The sequence below is a fragment of the Kitasatospora sp. NPDC127035 genome (assembly GCF_042726075.1).
GTDB lineage: Bacteria > Actinomycetota > Actinomycetes > Streptomycetales > Streptomycetaceae > Kitasatospora.
Genome location: NZ_JBHXDN010000024.1, coordinates 77925 through 97281, shown reverse-complemented (window position 1 = coordinate 97281; position 19357 = coordinate 77925). Strand labels below are relative to the sequence as shown.

The 19357-nt window shown below is 72.1% G+C and carries 21 protein-coding genes; 14 read left to right on the top strand and 7 right to left on the bottom strand.

Annotation, left to right across the window (positions count from 1 at the left end):
- Positions 1–20: 20 nt before the first annotated feature.
- The 9 genes from ACFWIC_RS18805 (at position 21) to ACFWIC_RS18765 (ending at position 6319) form a co-directional block, all read left to right on the top strand.
- On the top strand, positions 21–1139 hold the full coding sequence (locus tag ACFWIC_RS18805) for a PhoH family protein (protein ID WP_380353965.1): 1119 nt from the start codon (positions 21–23) through the stop codon (positions 1137–1139).
- 14 nt (positions 1140–1153) lie between these two features.
- Positions 1154–1648 (top strand): rRNA maturation RNase YbeY, encoded by a 495-nt coding sequence (gene ybeY, locus ACFWIC_RS18800; RefSeq protein ID WP_238741059.1) that lies wholly within the window; start codon positions 1154–1156, stop codon positions 1646–1648.
- Between the two features lie 19 nt (positions 1649–1667).
- Entirely contained in the window at positions 1668–2993 is a 1326-nt protein-coding gene (locus ACFWIC_RS18795; protein WP_329885186.1) for a hemolysin family protein, read from the top strand.
- Positions 2994–3026: 33 nt separating this feature from the next.
- Entirely contained in the window at positions 3027–3263 is a 237-nt protein-coding gene (locus tag ACFWIC_RS18790) for a hypothetical protein (protein WP_329885187.1), read from the top strand.
- Between the two features lie 12 nt (positions 3264–3275).
- Complete coding sequence (locus ACFWIC_RS18785; protein ID WP_329885188.1) at positions 3276–3815, top strand: DUF4383 domain-containing protein; 540 nt, start codon at positions 3276–3278, stop codon at positions 3813–3815.
- Positions 3816–3850: 35 nt separating this feature from the next.
- Positions 3851–4204 (top strand): cytidine deaminase, encoded by a 354-nt coding sequence (locus tag ACFWIC_RS18780; RefSeq protein ID WP_329885189.1) that lies wholly within the window; start codon positions 3851–3853, stop codon positions 4202–4204.
- A gap of 208 nt (positions 4205–4412) precedes the next feature.
- Positions 4413–4574 carry a hypothetical protein gene (locus ACFWIC_RS18775; RefSeq protein ID WP_329951505.1) on the top strand — a complete coding sequence of 54 codons (162 nt, stop codon included), beginning with the start codon at positions 4413–4415 and terminating at the stop codon, positions 4572–4574.
- Between the two features lie 55 nt (positions 4575–4629).
- Positions 4630–5559 (top strand): GTPase Era, encoded by a 930-nt coding sequence (gene era, locus ACFWIC_RS18770; protein WP_329885191.1) that lies wholly within the window; start codon positions 4630–4632, stop codon positions 5557–5559.
- 46 nt (positions 5560–5605) lie between these two features.
- Positions 5606–6319: an alpha/beta fold hydrolase gene (locus ACFWIC_RS18765; protein WP_355402292.1), complete on the top strand. Its 714-nt coding sequence runs from the start codon at positions 5606–5608 to the stop codon at positions 6317–6319.
- 132 nt (positions 6320–6451) lie between these two features.
- On the opposite strand, the gene ACFWIC_RS18760 is transcribed toward ACFWIC_RS18765, so the two are convergent.
- Positions 6452–6718, bottom strand: coding sequence for a protealysin inhibitor emfourin (locus tag ACFWIC_RS18760; RefSeq protein ID WP_329885193.1), 267 nt, complete (start codon positions 6716–6718; stop codon positions 6452–6454).
- A gap of 67 nt (positions 6719–6785) precedes the next feature.
- Positions 6786–7805, bottom strand: a complete 1020-nt coding sequence (locus tag ACFWIC_RS18755; RefSeq protein WP_380353972.1) for a M4 family metallopeptidase — start codon at positions 7803–7805, stop codon at positions 6786–6788.
- Between the two features lie 334 nt (positions 7806–8139).
- On the opposite strand from ACFWIC_RS18755, the gene leuA reads away from it, so the two are divergent.
- The 4 genes from leuA to ACFWIC_RS18735 all read left to right on the top strand — a co-directional run bounded on the left by leuA (position 8140) and on the right by ACFWIC_RS18735 (position 12866).
- Positions 8140–9936 (top strand): 2-isopropylmalate synthase, encoded by a 1797-nt coding sequence (gene leuA / locus ACFWIC_RS18750; RefSeq protein WP_380353974.1) that lies wholly within the window; start codon positions 8140–8142, stop codon positions 9934–9936.
- Positions 9937–10371: 435 nt separating this feature from the next.
- Entirely contained in the window at positions 10372–10911 is a 540-nt protein-coding gene (locus ACFWIC_RS18745; RefSeq protein WP_355402299.1) for a TerB family tellurite resistance protein, read from the top strand.
- 334 nt (positions 10912–11245) lie between these two features.
- The gene (gene recO / locus ACFWIC_RS18740) at positions 11246–11992 is read left to right on the top strand and encodes a DNA repair protein RecO (RefSeq protein ID WP_329885196.1); all 747 of its coding nucleotides are present in this window, start codon (positions 11246–11248) and stop codon (positions 11990–11992) included.
- Positions 11993–11996: 4 nt separating this feature from the next.
- Entirely contained in the window at positions 11997–12866 is an 870-nt protein-coding gene (locus tag ACFWIC_RS18735; protein WP_329885197.1) for an isoprenyl transferase, read from the top strand.
- Between the two features lie 98 nt (positions 12867–12964).
- Here ACFWIC_RS18735 and ACFWIC_RS18730 read toward each other — a convergent pair whose 3' ends face one another.
- Genes ACFWIC_RS18730 through ACFWIC_RS18715 form a run of 4 tightly spaced genes read right to left on the bottom strand, consistent with a single transcriptional unit; the run spans position 12965 to position 16075 of the window.
- Positions 12965–13375 (bottom strand): Fur family transcriptional regulator, encoded by a 411-nt coding sequence (locus tag ACFWIC_RS18730; protein ID WP_327676752.1) that lies wholly within the window; start codon positions 13373–13375, stop codon positions 12965–12967.
- A gap of 35 nt (positions 13376–13410) precedes the next feature.
- Complete coding sequence (locus tag ACFWIC_RS18725) at positions 13411–14331, bottom strand: metal ABC transporter permease (RefSeq protein WP_355402302.1); 921 nt, start codon at positions 14329–14331, stop codon at positions 13411–13413.
- Positions 14328–15095 (bottom strand): metal ABC transporter ATP-binding protein, encoded by a 768-nt coding sequence (locus tag ACFWIC_RS18720; protein ID WP_329879026.1) that lies wholly within the window; start codon positions 15093–15095, stop codon positions 14328–14330. Before ACFWIC_RS18720 ends, ACFWIC_RS18725 begins: the two co-directional genes overlap by 4 nt.
- Positions 15096–15112: 17 nt before the next feature.
- The gene (locus tag ACFWIC_RS18715) at positions 15113–16075 is read right to left on the bottom strand and encodes a metal ABC transporter substrate-binding protein (protein ID WP_329951510.1); all 963 of its coding nucleotides are present in this window, start codon (positions 16073–16075) and stop codon (positions 15113–15115) included.
- Positions 16076–16266: 191 nt separating this feature from the next.
- Here ACFWIC_RS18715 and ACFWIC_RS18710 point away from each other — a divergent pair, with 191 nt between their 5' ends.
- Entirely contained in the window at positions 16267–17649 is a 1383-nt protein-coding gene (locus ACFWIC_RS18710; RefSeq protein WP_329879024.1) for a glycine--tRNA ligase, read from the top strand.
- 187 nt (positions 17650–17836) lie between these two features.
- Here ACFWIC_RS18710 and ACFWIC_RS18705 read toward each other — a convergent pair whose 3' ends face one another.
- Positions 17837–19288 carry a hypothetical protein gene (locus ACFWIC_RS18705; RefSeq protein WP_380519453.1) on the bottom strand — a complete coding sequence of 484 codons (1452 nt, stop codon included), beginning with the start codon at positions 19286–19288 and terminating at the stop codon, positions 17837–17839.
- Positions 19289–19357: the final 69 nt, after the last annotated feature.

Sequence of the window (19357 nt, the reverse complement as noted above, 5' to 3'; positions counted from 1 at the left end):
GCAGGCCCCAGCGCCGACCTATGAGTGACACATCGCATACCCGTACCAACGGACAGTCGCGCCCCGAACCGGCGGACGACGGCGGCTCCGTCAGCGCCCGGATCGTCATCCCCGAGAAGCATCCGATGGTCACCCTGCTCGGCACCGCGGACTCGCTGCTGCGCGTGATCGAGCGGGGCTTCCCCGCCGCCGACATCCACGTCCGCGGCAACGAGGTGACCGCCACCGGGGAGCGGGCCGAGGTCGCGCTCGTCCGGCAGCTCTTCACCGAGATGATGCTGGTGCTCCGCACCGGCCAACCCCTGACGGAGGACGCCGTGGAGCGTTCCATCGCCATGCTCCGGAGCGGCGTCGACGACCCGGACAGCCCGGCGCCGTCGCAGGTGTTCACCGCGAACATCCTGTCCAACCGCGGCCGGACCATCCGCCCGAAGACCCTCAACCAGCAGCGCTACGTCGACGCGATCGACAAGCACACCATCGTCTTCGGCCTCGGCCCGGCCGGTACCGGCAAGACCTACCTCGCGATGGCCAAGGCCGTCCAGGCCCTCCAGGCCAAGGAGGTCAACCGGATCATCCTGACCCGTCCGGCCGTCGAGGCGGGGGAGCGGCTGGGCTTCCTGCCCGGCACCCTCTACGAGAAGATCGACCCGTACCTGCGCCCGCTGTACGACGCGCTGCACGACATGATGGACCCGGACTCCATCCCGCGCCTGATGGCCGCCGGGACCATCGAGGTCGCCCCGCTCGCCTACATGCGCGGTCGCACCCTCAACGACGCCTTCATCATCCTGGACGAGGCCCAGAACACCTCGCCCGAGCAGATGAAGATGTTCCTCACCCGCCTCGGGTTCAACTCCCGGGTGGTCGTCACCGGCGACACCAGCCAGATCGACCTCCCGGGCGGCACCCGCAGCGGTCTCAAGGTCGTCCAGGAGATCCTGGTCGACGTGCCCGACATCCACTTCTCCGTCCTCACCAGCACCGACGTGGTCCGCCACAAGCTGGTCGGCCGGATCGTGGACGCGTACGAGCGCTGGGACGCCCGGCAGGAGGCCGAGGAACACCCGGTCCCGGCCAAGCCGGCCCAGCGTCGCGGCTCGCGCGCACCCCGACAGTCCCATCGCACCGAAAGCTGAGTAACCAGCCCGTCATGTCGATCGACATCGCCAACGAGTCCGGTTGGGACGCAGACGAGGAAGCCATCCTCGACGTCGCCCGCTACGCCCTGGACAAGATGCGGATCCACCCGCAGTCCGAACTGTCCGTGATCCTGGTGGACGGAGCGGCGATGGAGGAGCTGCACATCCAGTGGATGGACCTCCCCGGCCCGACCGACGTGATGTCGTTCCCGATGGACGAGCTGCGCCCCGGCAAGGAGGGGGAGGAGCTGCCGCAGGGCCTGCTCGGCGACATCGTGCTCTGCCCCGAGGTCGCCGAGCAGCAGGGCAAGGCGGCCCCGTCCAAGCACTCGATGGACGAGGAGCTCCAGCTGCTCACCGTCCACGGCGTGCTGCACGTCCTCGGGTACGACCACGAGGAGCCGGACGAGGAGGAGGAGATGTTCGGCCTCCAGAAGGCGATCCTCGACGGCTGGCGGGCCGGGCGCGGCCTCGGCGGCATCTCGCCCGCCCCCACCACCCACTGAGCGCGGAGCCCGAACCCCTGTGAGTGGTGAGAGTACGAGTTTCATCCTCGGTGCCGTGCTGCTGGTGGTGCTCGGCTGGCTGGCCGCGTGCGCCGAGGCGGGCATCTCCCGGGTCTCCCGGTTCCGCGCGGAGGAGGCCGTCCGGTCCGGCCGGAAGGGGTCGGCCCGGCTGCTGGCCCTGGCGTCGGACCCGATCCGCTACCTCAACCTGGCGACCCTGATCCGGGTCGCCAGCGAGATGGCGGCGGCCGTCCTGGTCACCGTGGTCTGCGTGCGCAGCCTGGACTCGACCTGGCAGGCCGTGCTGCTGGCCTTCGGGGTGATGGTGCTGGTGTCGTTCGTCGCGGTCGGCGTCTCGCCGCGCACGATCGGGCGCCAGCACCCGCTCAGCACCGCGACGGCCGCGTCCTTCGTGCTGCTGCCGCTGGCCCGGATCCTCGGTCCGATCCCACGGCTGCTGATCCTGCTCGGCAACGCGCTCACCCCCGGCAAGGGGTACAAGGAGGGGCCGTTCGCCTCCGAGGCCGAGCTGCGGGCGCTGGTCGACCTCGCCGAGAAGAACGACGTCATCGAGGACGACGAGCGCCGGATGGTGCACTCGGTCTTCGAGCTGGGCGACACCATCGTCCGCGAGGTGATGGTGCCGCGGACCGACCTGGTGATGATCGAGCGGCACAAGACCGTCCGGCAGGCGCTCACCCTGGCGTTGCGCTCGGGCTTCTCGCGGATCCCGGTGGTCGGCGACAACGAGGACGACGTGGTCGGCATCGTCTACCTCAAGGACCTGGTGCGGCGCACCCACATCAACCGGGACTCCGAGTCCGACGAGGTGGGTGCGGTGCTGCGGCCGGCCGTCTTCGTGCCGGACTCCAAGCCGGCCGCCGACCTGCTGCGCGAGATGCAGCAGATGCGCTCGCACGTGGCGATCGTGATCGACGAGTACGGCGGTACCGCCGGGCTGGTCACCATCGAGGACGTCCTGGAGGAGATCGTCGGTGAGATCACCGACGAGTACGACCGGGAGATCGCGCCGGTCGAGGACCTCGGGGACGGCTCGTACCGGATCACGGCGCGGCTGCTGGTCGAGGACCTGGGCGATCTGTTCGGGATCGAGCTGGAGGACGAGGACGTCGAGACCGTCGGCGGCCTGCTCGCCAAGCACCTGGGACGGGTGCCGATCCCGGGTTCGTCCTGCGAGATCCCGGTGCCGGAGGAGATCCCGGGCGGGCTGACCGCGATCCGGCTGACCGCGGAGAGCTCGGCGGGCCGCCGCAACCGGATCGGCTCCGTGGTGGTCGCGCCGGTCAGGGCGCAGGCCGACGCGGCGCAGGCGGCCGGCGAGTAGCGCTCCCGTCCTCCGGGGGCGACGATTGGGGGTATGACTCACCAACTTCGCGCGGAGTACGGCCCGCAGGGGACGGCGGGCGGGGTCAAGGTCTGGCACGTGGTGCGGGACGGGGACCCGGCCACCGCCCTGTGCGGGCGCACCATGCCCGCCGACGCCGAGACACGGCCGGAACAGGAGTGGGGGACCGGGCTCCGGTGCTGCCAGCAGTGCGGCTCGCTGTACATGCACGAGGTGCCGCACATGCACGGAAGCCACCCCTACGCCTAGGCGGAGGTAGCCATGAAGTTGCAAGACGAACTGCCGGTGGACCACAAGCTCGCGACGGTCTGGCGGATCGGGGCGGGGCTCGGCGGGATCTTCCTGATCGTGTTCGGCTGCCTCGGGCTGGCCGACCATCCGGGCTTCCTGTCCACCAGCGGTGACGGCATCGCCGGGATGTCGACCAACGGGGCGTTGAGCATCCTGTCCATCGTGGTGGGCGCGATCCTGGTCGGCGGCGCGGTCGTCGGCGGGAACTTCGCGTCCAACCTCAACATGGTGGTCGGCGTGCTGTTCGTGCTCTCCGGCTTCTACGGGCTGACGGTGCTCGGCCGGCCGGACGCCAACATCCTGAACTTCCGGATGTCGAACGTGCTCTTCGCGTTCGTCTTCGGGCTGGTGATCACCACGTTCGGCATGTACGGGCGGGTCAGCAGCCACCTGCCGCACGACAACCCGTACTGGCGCCGGCGGGCCGAGGACGAGGAGCCGCTGCCGTCCGGTCCCAAGACCTTCGTGAAGGTGCTGCGGCCGGGGCCGCCGAACCCGATCGGGCACTGATCCGGGGCCGTGGACGGGCGCCTATGCTCCTGGGCATGAGTGACATCGTCGAACTCGACCCCGAAGACAAGAAGATCATCACCCTGGCCCGCTCCGCCCGCGCCCGCAACGGCGTCGCGGAGGGGGCCGCGGTGCGTGACGAGACCGGCCGGACGTACGTGGCCGGGACGGTCGCCCTGGAGTCGCTGCGGCTCAGCGCGGTGCAGACGGCGGTGGCGATGGCGGTGGCCAGCGGCGCGAGGTCGCTGGAGGCCGCGGCCGTGGTGAGCGAGGCGGAGCAGCCCTCGGAGGCCGATCTGGCCGCGGTCCGGGACCTCGGCGGCGCCGGGACGCCGCTGCTGCTGGCGGGGCCGGACGGGACGCTGCGGGCCTCGGTCGAGGCGCGCTGAGCGGTGCGCCGGACGCGGCCGCGGGGGCGGCCGGTCGACGCCGCTCCGGCGCCGTCCGGCCGGCGGTCCGCGGTCCGGGTCCGCGGACCGGACCGCAGTCCGGTCGCAGTCCGCTCCGGGCGCTCGGGGAGGCGGCCCCCGGGCGCTCTGCTGTATCGGTTCAGCGGATAATCTCACCGGGGAGTTGCTGCGGTGAGGGGGCTTACCGATGGGGCCGTTCGCGTTCTTCGCGGGACTGCTGCTGGGCGTGATGGGGATGGGCAAATGGCAGGAGACCGGCTCGCCGTTCTGGCTCTGGGGTTCGGTCTCGTTCCTGCTGATCGTGCTGGTCTGGGGCCTCGCCTCGGTCCTCGGAGGGGGGAAGAAGTGACCGCCCGGGGCGGCCCGGTCCGTCCCGCTCCCCGTGATCAGGGAGAATGGGGCGCATGAGTGCCCCTTCCTCCTCGTACCGCTCCGGCTTCGCGTGCTTCGTCGGCAGGCCCAACGCGGGCAAGTCGACCCTGACCAACGCCCTGGTGGGGACGAAGGTCGCGATCACCTCCGACCGTCCGCAGACCACCCGGCACACCGTGCGCGGCATCGTGCACCGCCCCGAGGCCCAGCTCGTCCTGGTCGACACCCCCGGCCTGCACAAGCCGCGCACCCTGCTCGGCGAGCGTCTGAACGACCTGGTCCGCTCCACCTGGGCCGAGGTCGACGTGATCGGCTTCTGCCTTCCCGCCGACCAGAAGCTCGGCCCCGGTGACAAGTTCATCGTCAAGGAGCTCGCCGAGCTCAAGAAGACCCCCAAGGTCGCCATCGTCACCAAGACCGACCTGGTCGACTCCAAGCGGCTGGCCGAACAGCTGATCGCCGTCCACCAGCTCGGTGCCGAGCTGGGCTTCGAGTGGGCCGAGATCATCCCGGTGTCCGCCGTGGGCGACAAGCAGGTCGACCTGGTCGCCGAGCTGATCACCAAGCTGCTCCCGGAGGGCATGCCGCTCTACCCGGACGGCGACCTCACCGACGAGCCCGAGCAGATCATGGTCGCCGAGCTGATCCGCGAGGCGGCCCTGGAGGGCGTCCGGGACGAGCTGCCGCACTCGCTGGCGGTCGTCGTCGAGGAGATGCTGCCGCGCGAGGGCCGGCCGGCGGACCGTCCGCTGCTGGACATCCACGCCAACGTCTACATCGAGCGCCAGAGCCAGAAGGCGATCGTGATCGGGGCCAAGGGCGCGCGGCTCAAGCACGTCGGCACCACGGCCCGCAAGCACATCGAGGCGCTGCTCGGCACGCCGGTCTTCCTGGACCTGCACGTCAAGGTGGCCAAGGACTGGCAGCGCGACCCGAAGCAGCTGCGTAAGCTGGGCTTCTGAGCAGTCCGGACCAGCGGGGGCCGGACCGGACGGCAGGGGGCGGGAATTGAAGCTGCACACCTGTGAGTGGGGCTCGGGAGACCGGCTCGCCCTGCTGGTCCACGGGATCATGTCCGACCACCGCAGCTGGCGGTCGGTCGGTCCGGCGCTCGCCGCGCGCGGCTACCGGGTGATCGCCGTGGACCTTCGCGGCCACGGTGCCAGCCCGCGCGGCGAGGGCGCCACCCCGACCGACCGGTACGCGCCCGAGCGGCTGGCCGAGGACCTGGTGGACACCCTGCCGACCGGCGCGGAGCTCGCCGTCGGTCACTCGCTCGGCGGCCTGGCCCTGCTGCAGGCGGTCGAGCGGCTCCGACCCGCCCGGGCGGTCTACTCCGACCCGGCCTGGTGCTTCGCCCAGTCCGACCTGTTCGACCCGGGCGTCTTCACCCACTTCAAGCGGGCGACCCGGGAGCAGATCGCCGCGCTCGCCCCGCGCTGGGACGCGGCCGACGTGGACGTCGAAGTGGCGACGCTGGCCGCCTGGGACCCGGACAGCGCGCTGGGGCTCGCGGGCTTCTACGCGCAGGCGGTCCTGCCCGGCGCCCCCGCGGTGCCGTCGCTGCTCCAGCTCCCCGACCGGAGCTTCCTGACCGGGCCCGAGGACGCCGAGCGGCTGCGCGGCGTCGGGTACGAGGTCCGGAGGGTGCCCGGCGCCGGGCACACCATCCACCGTGACGACCTCACGGGCTTCCTGGCCTCGCTCGACGGCTGGCTCTGACCGGCGCGCGCCCCCGTACGGGGGCGCGGGCGGACGGGAGTGCTGCCGCCGCTGCGGGCCGTCCGGATGCCGCGCCGGTGCCCGGGGCCGGGCCCCGGCGCCCGGGGAGTGGCCCCGGGCACGCGGGCAGCGCTACGCGCCCTCGCGCAGCACCAGGGAGACCAGCTCGCGCTGCGACTCGGTGAGTTTCGGGTCGGCGCAGTGCACCGTCCGCCCGTCGACGGTGATCTCGTAGTGGAAGCCGTCGGGCACGCCGTACGAGGGGGACCGCAGCCCGCCCGCGACGGCCTCGCGGGCGAGTGCGTGCACATGCGGGGCGTCCGTCCGCTCGGTGGTGTCTAGCTCCGCGTGGCGGACGAGTCCCGCGAAGCCGCCGGTCCGGGTCACCTGGATGCGCATGGTGTCCATGGTGCTACCCGGGGAAGCCGTTTGCCGGGGTTTTCCCGGACCTTGACTTAAGCGCGGCTCAACCCGGACTGATGCCCACCTTCGCCCAGGCCGCGGTCACCGTGTCCGCCACCTCCGGTTCCGGGTAGCGGGCCGCGGCCGCGGCCACGGTGGACCGGGCGAAGGCGGTGAAGTCGGCGTCGGGGGGCAGCCGGCGGCCGGTGAGCGCGTCGTACCAGATCCGCCCCGCGCGTTCCCAGGCCGGACCGCCGAGTGCGGTGGCCAGCAGGTAGAAGGCGTGGTTGGGGATGCCCGAGTTGATGTGCACGCCGCCGTTGTCCCGGGTGGTGTGCACGTAGTCGCGCAGATGGGCGGGCTGCGGGTCCTTGCCGAGCCGGGGGTCGTCGTAGGCGGTCCCGGGCGCCTTCATCGAGCGCAGCGCGACCCCCTGCACGCCGGGGGCGAGCAGTCCGGCGCCGATCAGCCAGTCCGCGTCGGCGGCGTCCTGCCGCAGCGCGTACTGCTTGACCAACGAGCCGAAGACGTCCGAGACCGACTCGTTGAGCGCGCCGGACTGCCCCCGGTACTCCAGGCCGGCGGTGAACTGCGTGACACCGTGGGCGAGTTCGTGGCCGATGACGTCGATGCAGGCGGTGAAGTCGCCGAACACCTCGCCGTCGCCGTCGCCGAAGACCATCCGGTGGCCGTCCCAGAAGGCGTTGTCGTAGTCCCGGCCGTAGTGCACGGTGGCGTCGAGGCGCAGACCCTGGTCGTCGACGGAGTGCCGCCCGTACACGTCGGAGAACAGCGCGTAGGTGGCGCCGAGGCCGTCGTAGGCGTGGTTGACGGACTGGTCGGGGAGGGCCGGATCGCCCTCCCGCCGGACGACCCGGCCGGGCAGGCGCTCGCGGTGTCCGGCGTCCGAGATCACCCGCTCCAGACGGTCGGCGGCGGGCTGGCGGGGGACGGCGGTGAGCCGCGTGGTGCGGTGGACGGCGTCCAGGGCGAGGGAGCGGGTGGCGGGGGCGTGACCGTCCTCGGCGAGGCGGTCCAGGACGTACGGCGGAACGATCGCACAGAGCGGCGGTTCGGCTGTCATGTGGCCAAGCGTGAGGCATTGATGACGTGTTGTCACCGGCGCGGACGGAACCGTGCGCCGTCTCAAGGGGTGGAATGTCCGCCCGGCTCACTTCGGGGGCGTGCGGCCCTGGGTTACGCTGGGGACCATCATGCGCAATGGGCTGCTTCTTCTTAGCTGCCGCGTCGAGGGCCTGTAGTCCACCAAGGGCCGGCTCCCTCGCCGCGGGGACTGTGCTGCGCGCTGAATCGGGCGACCGTACGACGGGTCGCGAGCGGCAGCAGGCCGGCCGAGTCGGGTGACCGTCCCACCCCGACCAGCCCCGCATCACCACAGGAAGCCGAGACTCACCTCCATGACCGAGCAGAGCTCCGCCGTGTCCGTCACCGCCGGTCGCGCGTTCGTCGACCGCCCCACCCCGATCACCGCCGGGTCCGTACGCCAGCAGCCGTCCGGCATGCGGTACGGCCGGTACCTGCCGTTCGGCACCGTCGACCTGCCGGACCGCACCTGGCCGTCGAAGGTGATCACCAAGGCGCCGCGCTGGCTCTCCACCGACCTGCGGGACGGCAACCAGGCGCTGATCGACCCGATGTCCCCGGCCCGCAAGCGGCAGATGTTCGACCTGCTGGTCCGGATGGGCTACAAGGAGATCGAGGTCGGGTTCCCCTCCTCGGGGGCCACCGACCACGCGTTCGTCCGCTCGCTGATCGAGGAGGGGGCGATCCCCGCGGACGTCACCATCTCGGTGCTGACGCAGGCCCGCGAGGAGCTGATCGAGAAGACCGTCGAGTCGCTGGTCGGGGCCCCGCGCGCGACCGTCCACCTGTACAACGCGACCGCGCCGCTGTTCCGCCGGGTGGTGTTCCGCAACGACCGGGCCGCCACCAAGGCGATCGCCGTCGACGGCACCCGGCTGGTGATGGAGTACGCCGACAAGCTGCTGGGCGAGGACACCGTCTTCGGCTACCAGTACTCGCCGGAGATCTTCGTCGACACCGAGCTGGACTTCGCGCTGGAGGTCTGCGAGGCGGTGATGGACGTCTGGCAGCCCGGCGAGGGCCGCGAGATCATCCTGAACCTGCCGGCCACCATCGAGCGGGCCACCCCGAACGTCCAGGCCGACCAGTTCGAGTGGATGTCGCGCCACCTGTCGCGGCGCGAGTCCGTCTGTCTGTCGGTGCACCCGCACAACGACCGCGGTACCGCCGTCGCCTCCGCCGAGCTGGCCTACATGGCCGGTGCCGACCGGATCGAGGGCTGCCTGTTCGGGCAGGGCGAGCGGACCGGCAACGTCGACCTGGTCACCCTGGGCATGAACCTGTTCTCGCAGGGCGTCGACCCCGAGATCGACTTCTCCGACATCGACGAGGTCCGCCGCACCGCCGAGTACTGCAACCAGATGGAGGTGCACCCGCGCCACCCGTACGCCGGCGACCTGGTGTACACCTCCTTCTCGGGCTCGCACCAGGACGCCATCAAGAAGGGCTTCGACGCCCTGGAGGCGGACGCCGCGGCGGCCGGCGTGCCGGTCGGTGAGCACACCTGGGGCGTGCCGTACCTGCCGATCGACCCGAAGGACGTCGGCCGCACCTACGAGGCGGTCATCCGGGTCAACAGCCAGTCCGGCAAGGGCGGCGTGGCGTACGTCCTGAAGAACGACCACAAGCTGGACCTGCCGCGCCGGATGCAGATCGAGTTCTCCCGGATCATCCAGGCCAAGACCGACGCCGAGGGCGGCGAGGTCACCCCGGCCGCGATCTGGGCGGTCTTCGAGGACGAGTACCTGCCGACCACCGGCAACCCCTGGGGCCGCATCGCGCTGAGCGGCTCGCGCACCCTGACCACCGAGGACGGCCGGGACGCGCTGACCGCCGAGGCCGTGGTGGACGGCGTGCCGGTCCCCCTGTCCGGCACCGGCAACGGCCCGGTCTCCGCCTTCGCCGACGCGCTGGGGCAGATCGGCGTGGACGTCCGGGTGCTGGACTACGCCGAGCACGCGCTGAGCGAGGGCGGCGACGCCCAGGCCGCCGCGTACGTGGAGTGCGCGGTGGACGGCCGGGTGCTGTGGGGCGTGGGCATCGACGGCAACACCGTGCTGGCCTCGCTGAAGGCGATGATCAGCGCCGTCAACCGGGCGCAGCGCGGGTAGTTCGTACGGGTGGTGGCTGCCGGGCCGTCCTGCGGGGCGGCCCGGCGGCGTTCGCGGTGGTGTTCGCGGAGGCCGGGGCGGGGCTGCGGGCGGCCCGGTCTGGCAGGTTGTGGCCTGCGCCACATTTTTTCGGTGATCGAGCCGTTCGAGGTACTGACACGTGTCGGCAACCGTGGCAACATCGACCCACCGGTAAGCCGGGTCGGTGGGACGGCCCGGTGGCCGGTCGCGTGACCTGCCCATTGTTGTGCAGGCCGCCTGCCATGTCTGGGGAGTGGCGCCGTGACAGGGATGTGGGGTGTTCGCCCGAGGTGGCGGACTGACGTTCTCGGTGACTTCTACTGTCCGGGCTGCGGCGGCGACCGCAACTACCGCCGGCAGCACGGCCGGCGGTGGCTGCGGTTGTTGGGGACCCCGGTGCTTCCGCTCGGTCCGGTGGTCGGCAGCGTGCAGTGCACCAGCTGCCACGGCCGGTTCGGCGTGGAGAGCCTGGAGCAGCCCACCTGCGTGCGTCTGGGCGGGATGCTGCGCGACGCGCAGTACACCGTGGCGCTCGTCATGCTGGCGGCCGGCGGAACCGCGCACCGCGCGGCCCGCGAGGCGGCCTGCGCGGCCGTCCGGGACGCCGGCTTCGAGGACTGCGGGGAGGCCCAGGTGCTGGCCGCCCTGGCCGCGCTCTCCGGCCTCGGCGGGGAGCTGTACGAGGCCCACGAGGTGGGGGGAGCCCCCGGCGACAGGTTGGACGATTCCGGCGGCCTGGCCGTGGAACTGCACGCCGTGCTCGAACCGCTCGCCCCGCACCTGGCCCACCAGGGCCGTGAACGGCTGCTGCTCCAGGGCGCGGCGATCGCGCTGGCCGACGGCCGCTACCGGCCGCAGGAGCGGGACGCGCTGGCCGCCGTCGGGCGCTGTCTGGACCTGCCGCAGGCGCGGGTCGGGGTGCTGCTGGAAGCGGCGACCCGCACCTCGCACTAGACCCGCACCTCGCACTAGACCCGGACCTCGCACTAGACCCGGACCCGACCGCCCTCCCGTCCGTCCTCTCCCGCGTCCGGCCCGCCCTCGGGTCCGTGTTCTCCCGCCCGCGCCTTCCCGTCCCCGCCCTTCCGTCCGCACCACCTGGCCGTGAGGAACGACTCCGGCCGACCCCGGACCCCCACAAACCGGGCCCTACCCCCCCAGGGCCCGCCGTGACCCGCACCGATCGGGCGTCCCCCCACGGCCCCGGTGCGGGCACACGGCTGTCCCCGCCGGTGGGGGAGAATGGTGGGATGTCCACACTGTTCGACGGCCGCGGCGAGGCGGTGGCATGAGCCTGTTCCGGGACGACGGCGTGGTGCTCCGGGCACAGAAGCTCGGCGAGGCCGACCGGATCATCACCCTGCTCACCCGCCACCACGGCAAGGTCCGCGCGGTGGCGCGCGGGGTGCGCAAGACCAAGTCCAAGTTCGGTGCGCGCCTGGAGCCGTTCTCGCACGTGGACGTGCAGTTCTTCAGCCGGGGGAGCGACCTGATCGGCCGCGGGCTGCCGCTCTGCACCCAGGTGGAGACGATCGCCCCGTACGGCGGCTCTATCGTCACCGACTACGGCCGCTACACCGCCGGCACCGCGATGCTGGAGACGGCGGAGCGGTTCGCCGAGAACGAGGGCCAGCCGGCCGTCCAGCAGTACCTCCTCCTGGTCGGCGGGCTGCGCACGCTGGCCGCCGGGCTGCACGAGTCGCACCTGGTGCTGGACGCCTTCCTGCTGCGCTCGCTGGCGGTCAACGGGTACGGCGCGACCTTCGACGACTGTGCCAAGTGCGGCCTGGAGGGCCCCAACCGGTTCTTCTCGCTCCAGGCGGGCGGGGTGCTCTGCCCGGACTGCCGGGTGCCCGGATGTGCCGTACCCTCCCCTGAGACACTGGTACTGCTCGGGGCACTGCTGTCAGGGGACTGGCAGACGGCCGACGCCTGCGAGCCGAGGTACTGGCGGGAGGGCAGCGGCCTGGTCGCGGCCTACCTGCAGTGGCACCTGGAGCGGGGCATCCGCTCGATGAGATACGTGGAGAAGTGAGCACATGGCAGCGCGACGGCTCTTCGGTGGAGGCGAAAGCAGCTGGGGGTCCCCCCGGCCGAAGGCCGGGGGCGAGTACCTCCCCCCGACCCCGCACCCCAGCGGCGCCCGGCCCCCGCAGATCCCCGCCGAGCTGGTCCCCCACCACGTCGCGATCGTCATGGACGGCAACGGCCGCTGGGCCAAGGAACGCGGGCTGCCGCGCACCGAGGGCCACAAGGTCGGCGAGGCCGTGGTGCTGGACGTCCTCAAGGGCGCGATCGAGCTCGGCGTGAAGAACATCTCGCTGTACGCGTTCTCCACCGAGAACTGGAAGCGCTCGCCCGACGAGGTGAAGTTCCTGATGAACTTCAACCGGGACGTCATCCACCGCCGCCGGGACGAGATGGACGCGATGGGCGTGCGGGTCCGCTGGGCCGGCCGGATGCCGAAGCTGTGGAAGAGCGTCGTCCAGGAGCTCCAGGTCGCCGAGGAGCAGACCAGGGACAACGACGCCGTCACGCTGTACATGTGCGTCAACTACGGTGGCCGGGCCGAGATCGCGGACGCCGCGGCGGCCCTCGCGGCCGATGTCGCGGCCGGGAAGCTGGACCCGAAGAAGGTCAACGAGAAGACCCTCGGCAAGTACCTGTACCACCCGGACATGCCGGACGTGGACCTCTTCCTGCGCCCCAGCGGCGAGCAGCGGACGTCGAACTTCCTGCTCTGGCAGTCGGCGTACGCCGAGTTCGTGTTCCAGGACGTGCTCTGGCCGGACTTCGACCGCCGGGACCTCTGGCGGGCCTGCGAGCAGTACGCGAGGCGTGACCGCCGGTTCGGCGGGGCGGTGCCGAACGAGGTCGAGGCCGGGCCCGAGCTGCCGGCGCAGCGCTGAGCCCGCAGCGTTGCGCCACGGCGGTGGTGGCCCGGTCCTCCCGGGCGTGCGGAAGGGCCCGTGGGACGGTTCCCACGGGCCCTTCCGCGTCGGCCGGTTCAGGCCTTCTTGGCGCACTCCGCGCAGGTGCCGAAGATCTCCAGGGTGTGTGCGATGTCACTGAACCCGTGCTCGGCGGCGACCGAGTTGGCCCAGCGTTCCACCGCCGGACCCTCGACCTCGACGGTGGCACCGCACTGGCGGCAGACCAGGTGGTGGTGGTGCCCGCTGCTGCACCGGCGGTACACGGCCTCGCCGTCGGCGGTGCGCAGCACGTCGACCTCGCCGGCGTCGGCGAGTGACTGCAGGGTCCGGTAGACGGTGGTCAGGCCGACCGAGTCACCCCGGTGCTTGAGCATGTCGTGGAGCTCCTGCGCGCTGCGGAAGTCCTCGATCTCGTCCAGGGCCGCCGAGACGGCGGCTCGCTGCCGGGTCGAGCGGGCACGCGGCGACGGGCCTGCGGTGGTCACCGTGGGTCCTCCTGGGGTGGTGGGCGTCTCGCACCTCATTGTGCCAGCCCCGCACTCGACGTCGGAGCGGTCGCGTCGGACCGGTCCGGGCCGGGCAGTTGGACGTCGCAGACCTGCGGCCCCGCGTCGGGGGTGTCCCGGTGCCTGCGCCTGGCCAGGGGTGCGGCGATCGCGCTGAACACGGCGAACACCGCGATGGCGAGCAGCACGATGGCCGGGCCGGAGGGCACGTCCAGGTGGTAGGAGCCGGTGACGCCGGCCAGCGCGACGAGCACGCCGACCGCGATCGAGCCGGCCTGGGTGGCGGCGAAGGACCGGGTGAGCTGCTGGGCCGCGACCACCGGGACCACCATCAGCGCGCTGACCAGCAGCAGGCCGACCACCCGCATGGCGACCGTGACGGTGACCGCCGCCATCACGGCGAGCAGCAGGTTGAGGAACCGCACCGGTACGCCGGTGACCTTGGCGAAGTCCTCGTCCTGGCAGATCGCGAAGAGCTGGCGGCGCAGGCCGAGGGTGACGGCGATGACGACGGCGCCGAGTGCGCCGATGGTGGCCAGGTCGGAGGGCGAGACGGTCAGGATGGAGCCCCAGAGGTAGCTCTCCAGCGAGCCGGCCCCGGCCTGGGCGGACTTGGAGACCAGCAGCTTCCCGCAGGCCATGCCGCCGTAGAAGAGCATCGCCAGGGCGATGTCGCCGCGCTGGTTGCCGCGCGAGCGGACCAGCTCCATGGTGACGGCGCCGAGCACGCAGACCAGGACGGCCATCCAGACCGGGCTGGTGTTGAAGATGAAGCCGAGGCCGACGCCGGTCATCGCGACGTGCCCCATGCCGTCGCCCAGCAGGGCCTGGCGCCGCTGGACCAGGTAGATGCCGACGGCGGGCGCGGTGATGCCGACCAGGACGGCGGCGAGCAGCGCCCGCTGCATGAAGTCGTAACTGAGCATCTCGGTCATGCCAGCAGTCCCCGGGTGTGGTGAAGATCGGCGTGCGGGTGGACGTGGTCGTGGCCGGGCAGGGCGTGCAGGCCGGTGTTGGGGACGGGCGGACCGTCGTGCGCGACGCAGCCGTCGCGGAGCACCACCGCGCGGTCGATCAGCGGCTCCAGCGGCCCGAGTTCGTGCAGCACGAGCAGCACGGCGGCGCCGCGGGCGACCTCGGTGCGCAGGGTGTCGGCGAGTACCTGCTGGCTGGCGGAGTCCACCCCGGCCATCGGCTCGTCCATGATCAGCAGGTCCGGGGTGCCGGCCAGGGCGCGGGCGATCAGCACCCGCTGCTGCTGGCCGCCGGAGAGGTCGGCGACGCCGTCCCGGGCCCGGTCCAGCATGCCGACGGCGGCCAGGGCGCGGTCGACGGCGGCGCGGTCCCGGCGCCGGAACGGCAGCAGGCGGTGCAGCGGCAGCCGCCCGGTGGAGACGACCTCCCGGACGGTGGCCGGGACACCGGAGGCGGCCGTGGTGCGCTGCGGCACGTACCCGATGCGGTGCCAGGAGCGGAACCGGGCGAACGGGGTGCCGAACAGCTCCAGCCCGCCGCGCTCCAGCGGGACGGCGCCGGTGACGGCCTTGACGGTGGTGGACTTGCCGGAGCCGTTGGCGCCGAGCAGCGCGACGACCTCACCGGGGCGGACGGTGAGGTCGACGCCGCGCAGCACCGGCCGGCCGCCGCGCGAGGCGACGGCGTCGTGGAGGCGGACGGCCGGGGGTGTCGGGGAGGTCATGGCGTGGTGTCGTCCCGTCAGCTGGCGGCGCTGGTGGTCGCGCCGAGGGCGGCCTGGAGGTTGGTGAGGTTCTGCTTCATGACCGTGAGGTAGGTGTCCTTGGCCGGGTCCTTGACGCCCTCCAGCGGGTCCAGGACGGCGGTCTTGAGGCCGAGGTCCTTGGCGACGGTGTCGGCGAGCTTGGGGCTGACCAGGGTCTCGAAGAAGATCGTGGTGACGCCGTTCTCCTTGGCGGCCTTCTGCACGTCGGCGAGGCGGGCCGGGGTGGGCTCGGACTCCGGGTCCACGCCGTTGATGGCGACCTGGGTGAGGCCGTAGTGCTCGGCGAGGTAGCCGAAGGCGGCGTGGCTGGTGACGAAGGTGCGGGTCCTGACGTCCTTGAGGCCGTCCCGGAACTCCTGGTCCAGGGTGGTCAGCCGGCCGACCAGCTCGTCGGTGTTCTTCTGGTAGTCGGCGGCGTGGGCCGGGTCGGCCTTGGCCAGTTCGGCGCCGACGCTCTTGGCGACCGCCGCGTAGCGGGTCGGGTCGAGCCAGATGTGCGGGTCGCCCGCGGCCTCGTCGTGGTCGTGGCCGTCGCCCTCGGAGTGGCCCTCCGCCAGGTGGTGGTCCTCCAGCGGGCTGGCGGCGGTGGCATCGACCTTGTGCTTGGCGCCGGAGTCGGCGACCGCCTTGTCGACGGTGGGCTGGAGGCCCTTGAGGTAGACGACCGCGTCGGCCTTCTTGACGTTGGCGACCTGCTTGGCGGTGAGCTCCAGGTCGTGCGGCTCGACGCCGGCGGCGGTGAGGCCGGTGACCTTCACGTGCTCGCCGCCGATCTGGGTGGCGAGGAACTCCATGGGATAGAAGGACGCGACGACGTTCAGCTTGCCGTCCGAGCCCTGGGCGCTGCCGGTGCTGCCGCAGGCCGTCAGGGCGAGGGCGGCGGTGAGGGCGGTGGCGGTCAGGGCTATGGCACTGCGAGTACGTCGTCGGATCATCATGACAACCATTCTCAGATTAGATGGAAATGATTGTCAAATCACTCGGACGGGTGAACGGGTGGTGACGGTGGGTGGGCAGGTACCGGCGATACCGATTTGAACCCTGTACCCATATGGCCGGTAACCTGAGGTATTCGGGTACGCGCAACCAGCCGTGCCCTGACCGTGCCGTCCGTACTGAAGAGAGCACTGTGGCAGCCGACAAGATCGAGACGATCGTCAGCCTGAGCAAGCGCCGTGGCTTCGTCTACCCCTGCAGCGAGATCTACGGTGGCACGCGTGCCGCCTGGGACTACGGGCCGCTGGGCGTGGAGCTCAAGGAGAACATCAAGCGCCAGTGGTGGCGTGCGATGGTCCAGGCCCGTGAGGACGTCGTCGGACTCGACTCGTCGGTGATCCTGGCCCGCGAGGTCTGGGAGGCCTCCGGCCACGTCGCCACCTTCAACGACCCGCTGACCGAGTGCCTCTCCTGCCACAAGCGCCACCGGGCCGACCACCTGGAGGAGAAGTACGAGGCCAAGCACGGCTTCCCGCCGCCGAACGGCCTCCAGGACGTCAACTGCCCCGACTGCGGCGTCAAGGGCCAGTTCACCGCGCCCAAGGACTTCTCGGGCATGCTGAAGACCCACCTCGGTGTCACCGAGGAGGCGAGCGGCCTGGCCTACCTGCGCCCGGAGACCGCCCAGGGCATCTTCACCAACTTCAAGGCCGTCCAGACCACCTCGCGCAAGAAGCCGCCGTTCGGCATCGCCCAGGTCGGCAAGAGCTTCCGCAACGAGATCACCCCCGGCAACTTCATCTTCCGGACCCGCGAGTTCGAACAGATGGAGATGGAGTTCTTCGTCAAGCCGGGCGAGGACGAGCAGTGGCACGAGTACTGGCTCCAGCAGCGCTGGGACTGGTACGTCGACCTCGGTCTGCGCACCGACAACATGCGCCTGTTCGACCACCCGAAGGAGAAGCTCTCCCACTACGCCAAGCGCACGGTGGACATCGAGTACCGCTTCAACTTCGGCGGTACCGAGTTCTCCGAGCTGGAGGGCATCGCCAACCGCACCGACTACGACCTGACGGTGCACAGCGAGGCCTCCGGCCAGGACCTCAAGTACTTCGACCAGGAGTCCGGCGAGCGGTACTTCCCGTTCGTCATCGAGCCGGCGGCCGGCCTCAACCGCGCCATGCTGGCCTTCCTGATCGACGCCTACTTCGAGGACGAGGCGCCGAACGCCAAGGGCGTCCTGGAGAAGCGCGTCGGCATGCGGCTCGACCCGCGGCTGGCCCCGGTCAAGGTCGCGGTGCTGCCGCTGTCGCGCAACGCCGACCTCTCGCCGAAGGCCCGCGGCCTGGCCGCCGACCTGCGCACCGCGTGGAACGTCGAGTTCGACGACGCCGGCGCGATCGGCAAGCGGTACCGCCGCCAGGACGAGATCGGCACGCCGTTCTGCGTCACCGTCGACTTCGACACGCTTGAGGACAACGCGGTGACCGTGCGCGAGCGCGACACCATGGCGCAGGAGCGCGTCTCGCTGGACCAGGTGAAGTCGTACCTGGCGGCGCGGCTCATCGGCTGCTGACGTCCGACTGATGCCGGCCGTCGCCGGCCGTTCGTCGCGGGGAGCCCCCGTTCGCCTTCGGGCGGGCGGGGGCTCTTCGCGTGCGCCTGCGGCCGGCGACCTCGGGCGCCGTCCGGACCCAGGCGCTGGCCGGTCCCAGGGCCTGTCCGGACCCGGGGCCTGTCCGGTCCCAGGGCCGCGGCCGGGTCTAGCGGCGGCCCCAGCGGGAGCGGGGCGGCGGGGTCGGGGCGGTCGGCAGGCCCTCCGTGCGGAGGGCGGCGAGGGTGGCGCGGTGGCGGGCGGCGTCCGCGAGCAGTGTGGTCAACAGCTCGTCGTACAGCTGCCGGTGGCCGGCCGTGTGCAGCGCGGCGGCCAGCCCGACCAGTTCGGCCGGCGGGCGCAGCGCCGCCAGCTCGCCCAGCAACAGGCCGGGGAGCGGCGGGGCGAGAGCGGTGACGAGGCCCACCAGGTCGGCAGTGGGCCGGCCCGCGGCCTGGCGGAGCAGCGTCCGGGCGTCGGCGGCGCGGTCCGACCGGTGCAGGTGGACGGCCAGGGCGGCCAGTTCGGCGGGCGGGGCGGAGCCCCACTCCCAGAGCAGGGTGGCGCTGTCGGCGTGCTGTCCGGCGCGTTCCAGCGCGTTCAGCAGAGCGGGAAGCGCGGTGACCGGGTAGGACCAGAGGGTGTGGAAGAGCTCGGTCGCCTCCTCGGCCAGCCCGGCCTCGCGCAGTTCGGCCAGGGTGGTGGCAGCGTGCTCCGGAGCGCCCTGGGCCGCGCTCCGGGCGAGCTGGAGGGACGCGCCGGCCGAGCCGCGACGGGACAGCAGGGCGGCCAGACGGGCGGTGTCGTGCGGGGTGAGGCGGGTGGCGGCCCGGGCGAGCAGGTCGGCGGCCTCCCGGGAGGCCGCCTGCCGGGGTGGCGCGTGGTGGTGGGCCTGTTGGGGGGCGTGGCCGCCGGTGGCCTGCTGGTAGAGGCCGATGATGCGGTCGGCCAGGGTGGTGAGCTCGTCGGGGGAGCGGCGACGGGGCGGTTCGGCGGCCGGGGGCGGCGGGGGTGGGGACGTGGTTGCGGCGGGCCCAGGCACGGCTCCTGCCGGTCCGGCCTGCTCTGCGGGCCAGGTCGGTCCGGTCGGCCCTGCGGGTCCGGTCGGGTCCGTCGGCCCCTTGGCCTTCTGGGCCTGGGCGGTGAACCGGCCGAACCGTGCTCCGGTAGCGCGCGGCGGCGGGGGTGCGGGTGACATCGACGGGGCGGACGCCTCGTCGTACGCGCCCCCGCCGAACCGTGCCCCGGTGGGCTGGCGGGGCATCCGCAGGCGCGGAGCCGGTTGCCGCAGGTGATCCTCCAGGACCTTCAGCTGGTCGCTCAACTCCAGGCAGCGGGCCGCGAGTCCCTCGCGCAGCGTCCGCGCCTGGGCCAGCTGTCGCGTCAGCTCACCGTCCGGGTGCTGCCGTTCCGGCAGCGCCCGGACGGCCTCGAAGAGCCGGCGCTCGCGCTGGCCCGCGTACTGGCGGGCACGCAGTAACTCGTCCAGCTCGGCGCGGAGTTCCAGCGCGTCCTGCTCCGTGCCGCCGCCCGTGCCCGCGTCCGCGTGCGCGTTGGTGTCCGCGTCCGCGTCCGCGCCGGCGTCCGGGAAAGGGGGTTGTTCTGTGTGCCGTGTACGCATGATCACCGCAACCTGTCCAACTAGGCCCTGACTGCAAGTCATCCTGGCGTCGGTATACGGCGGCCGCGT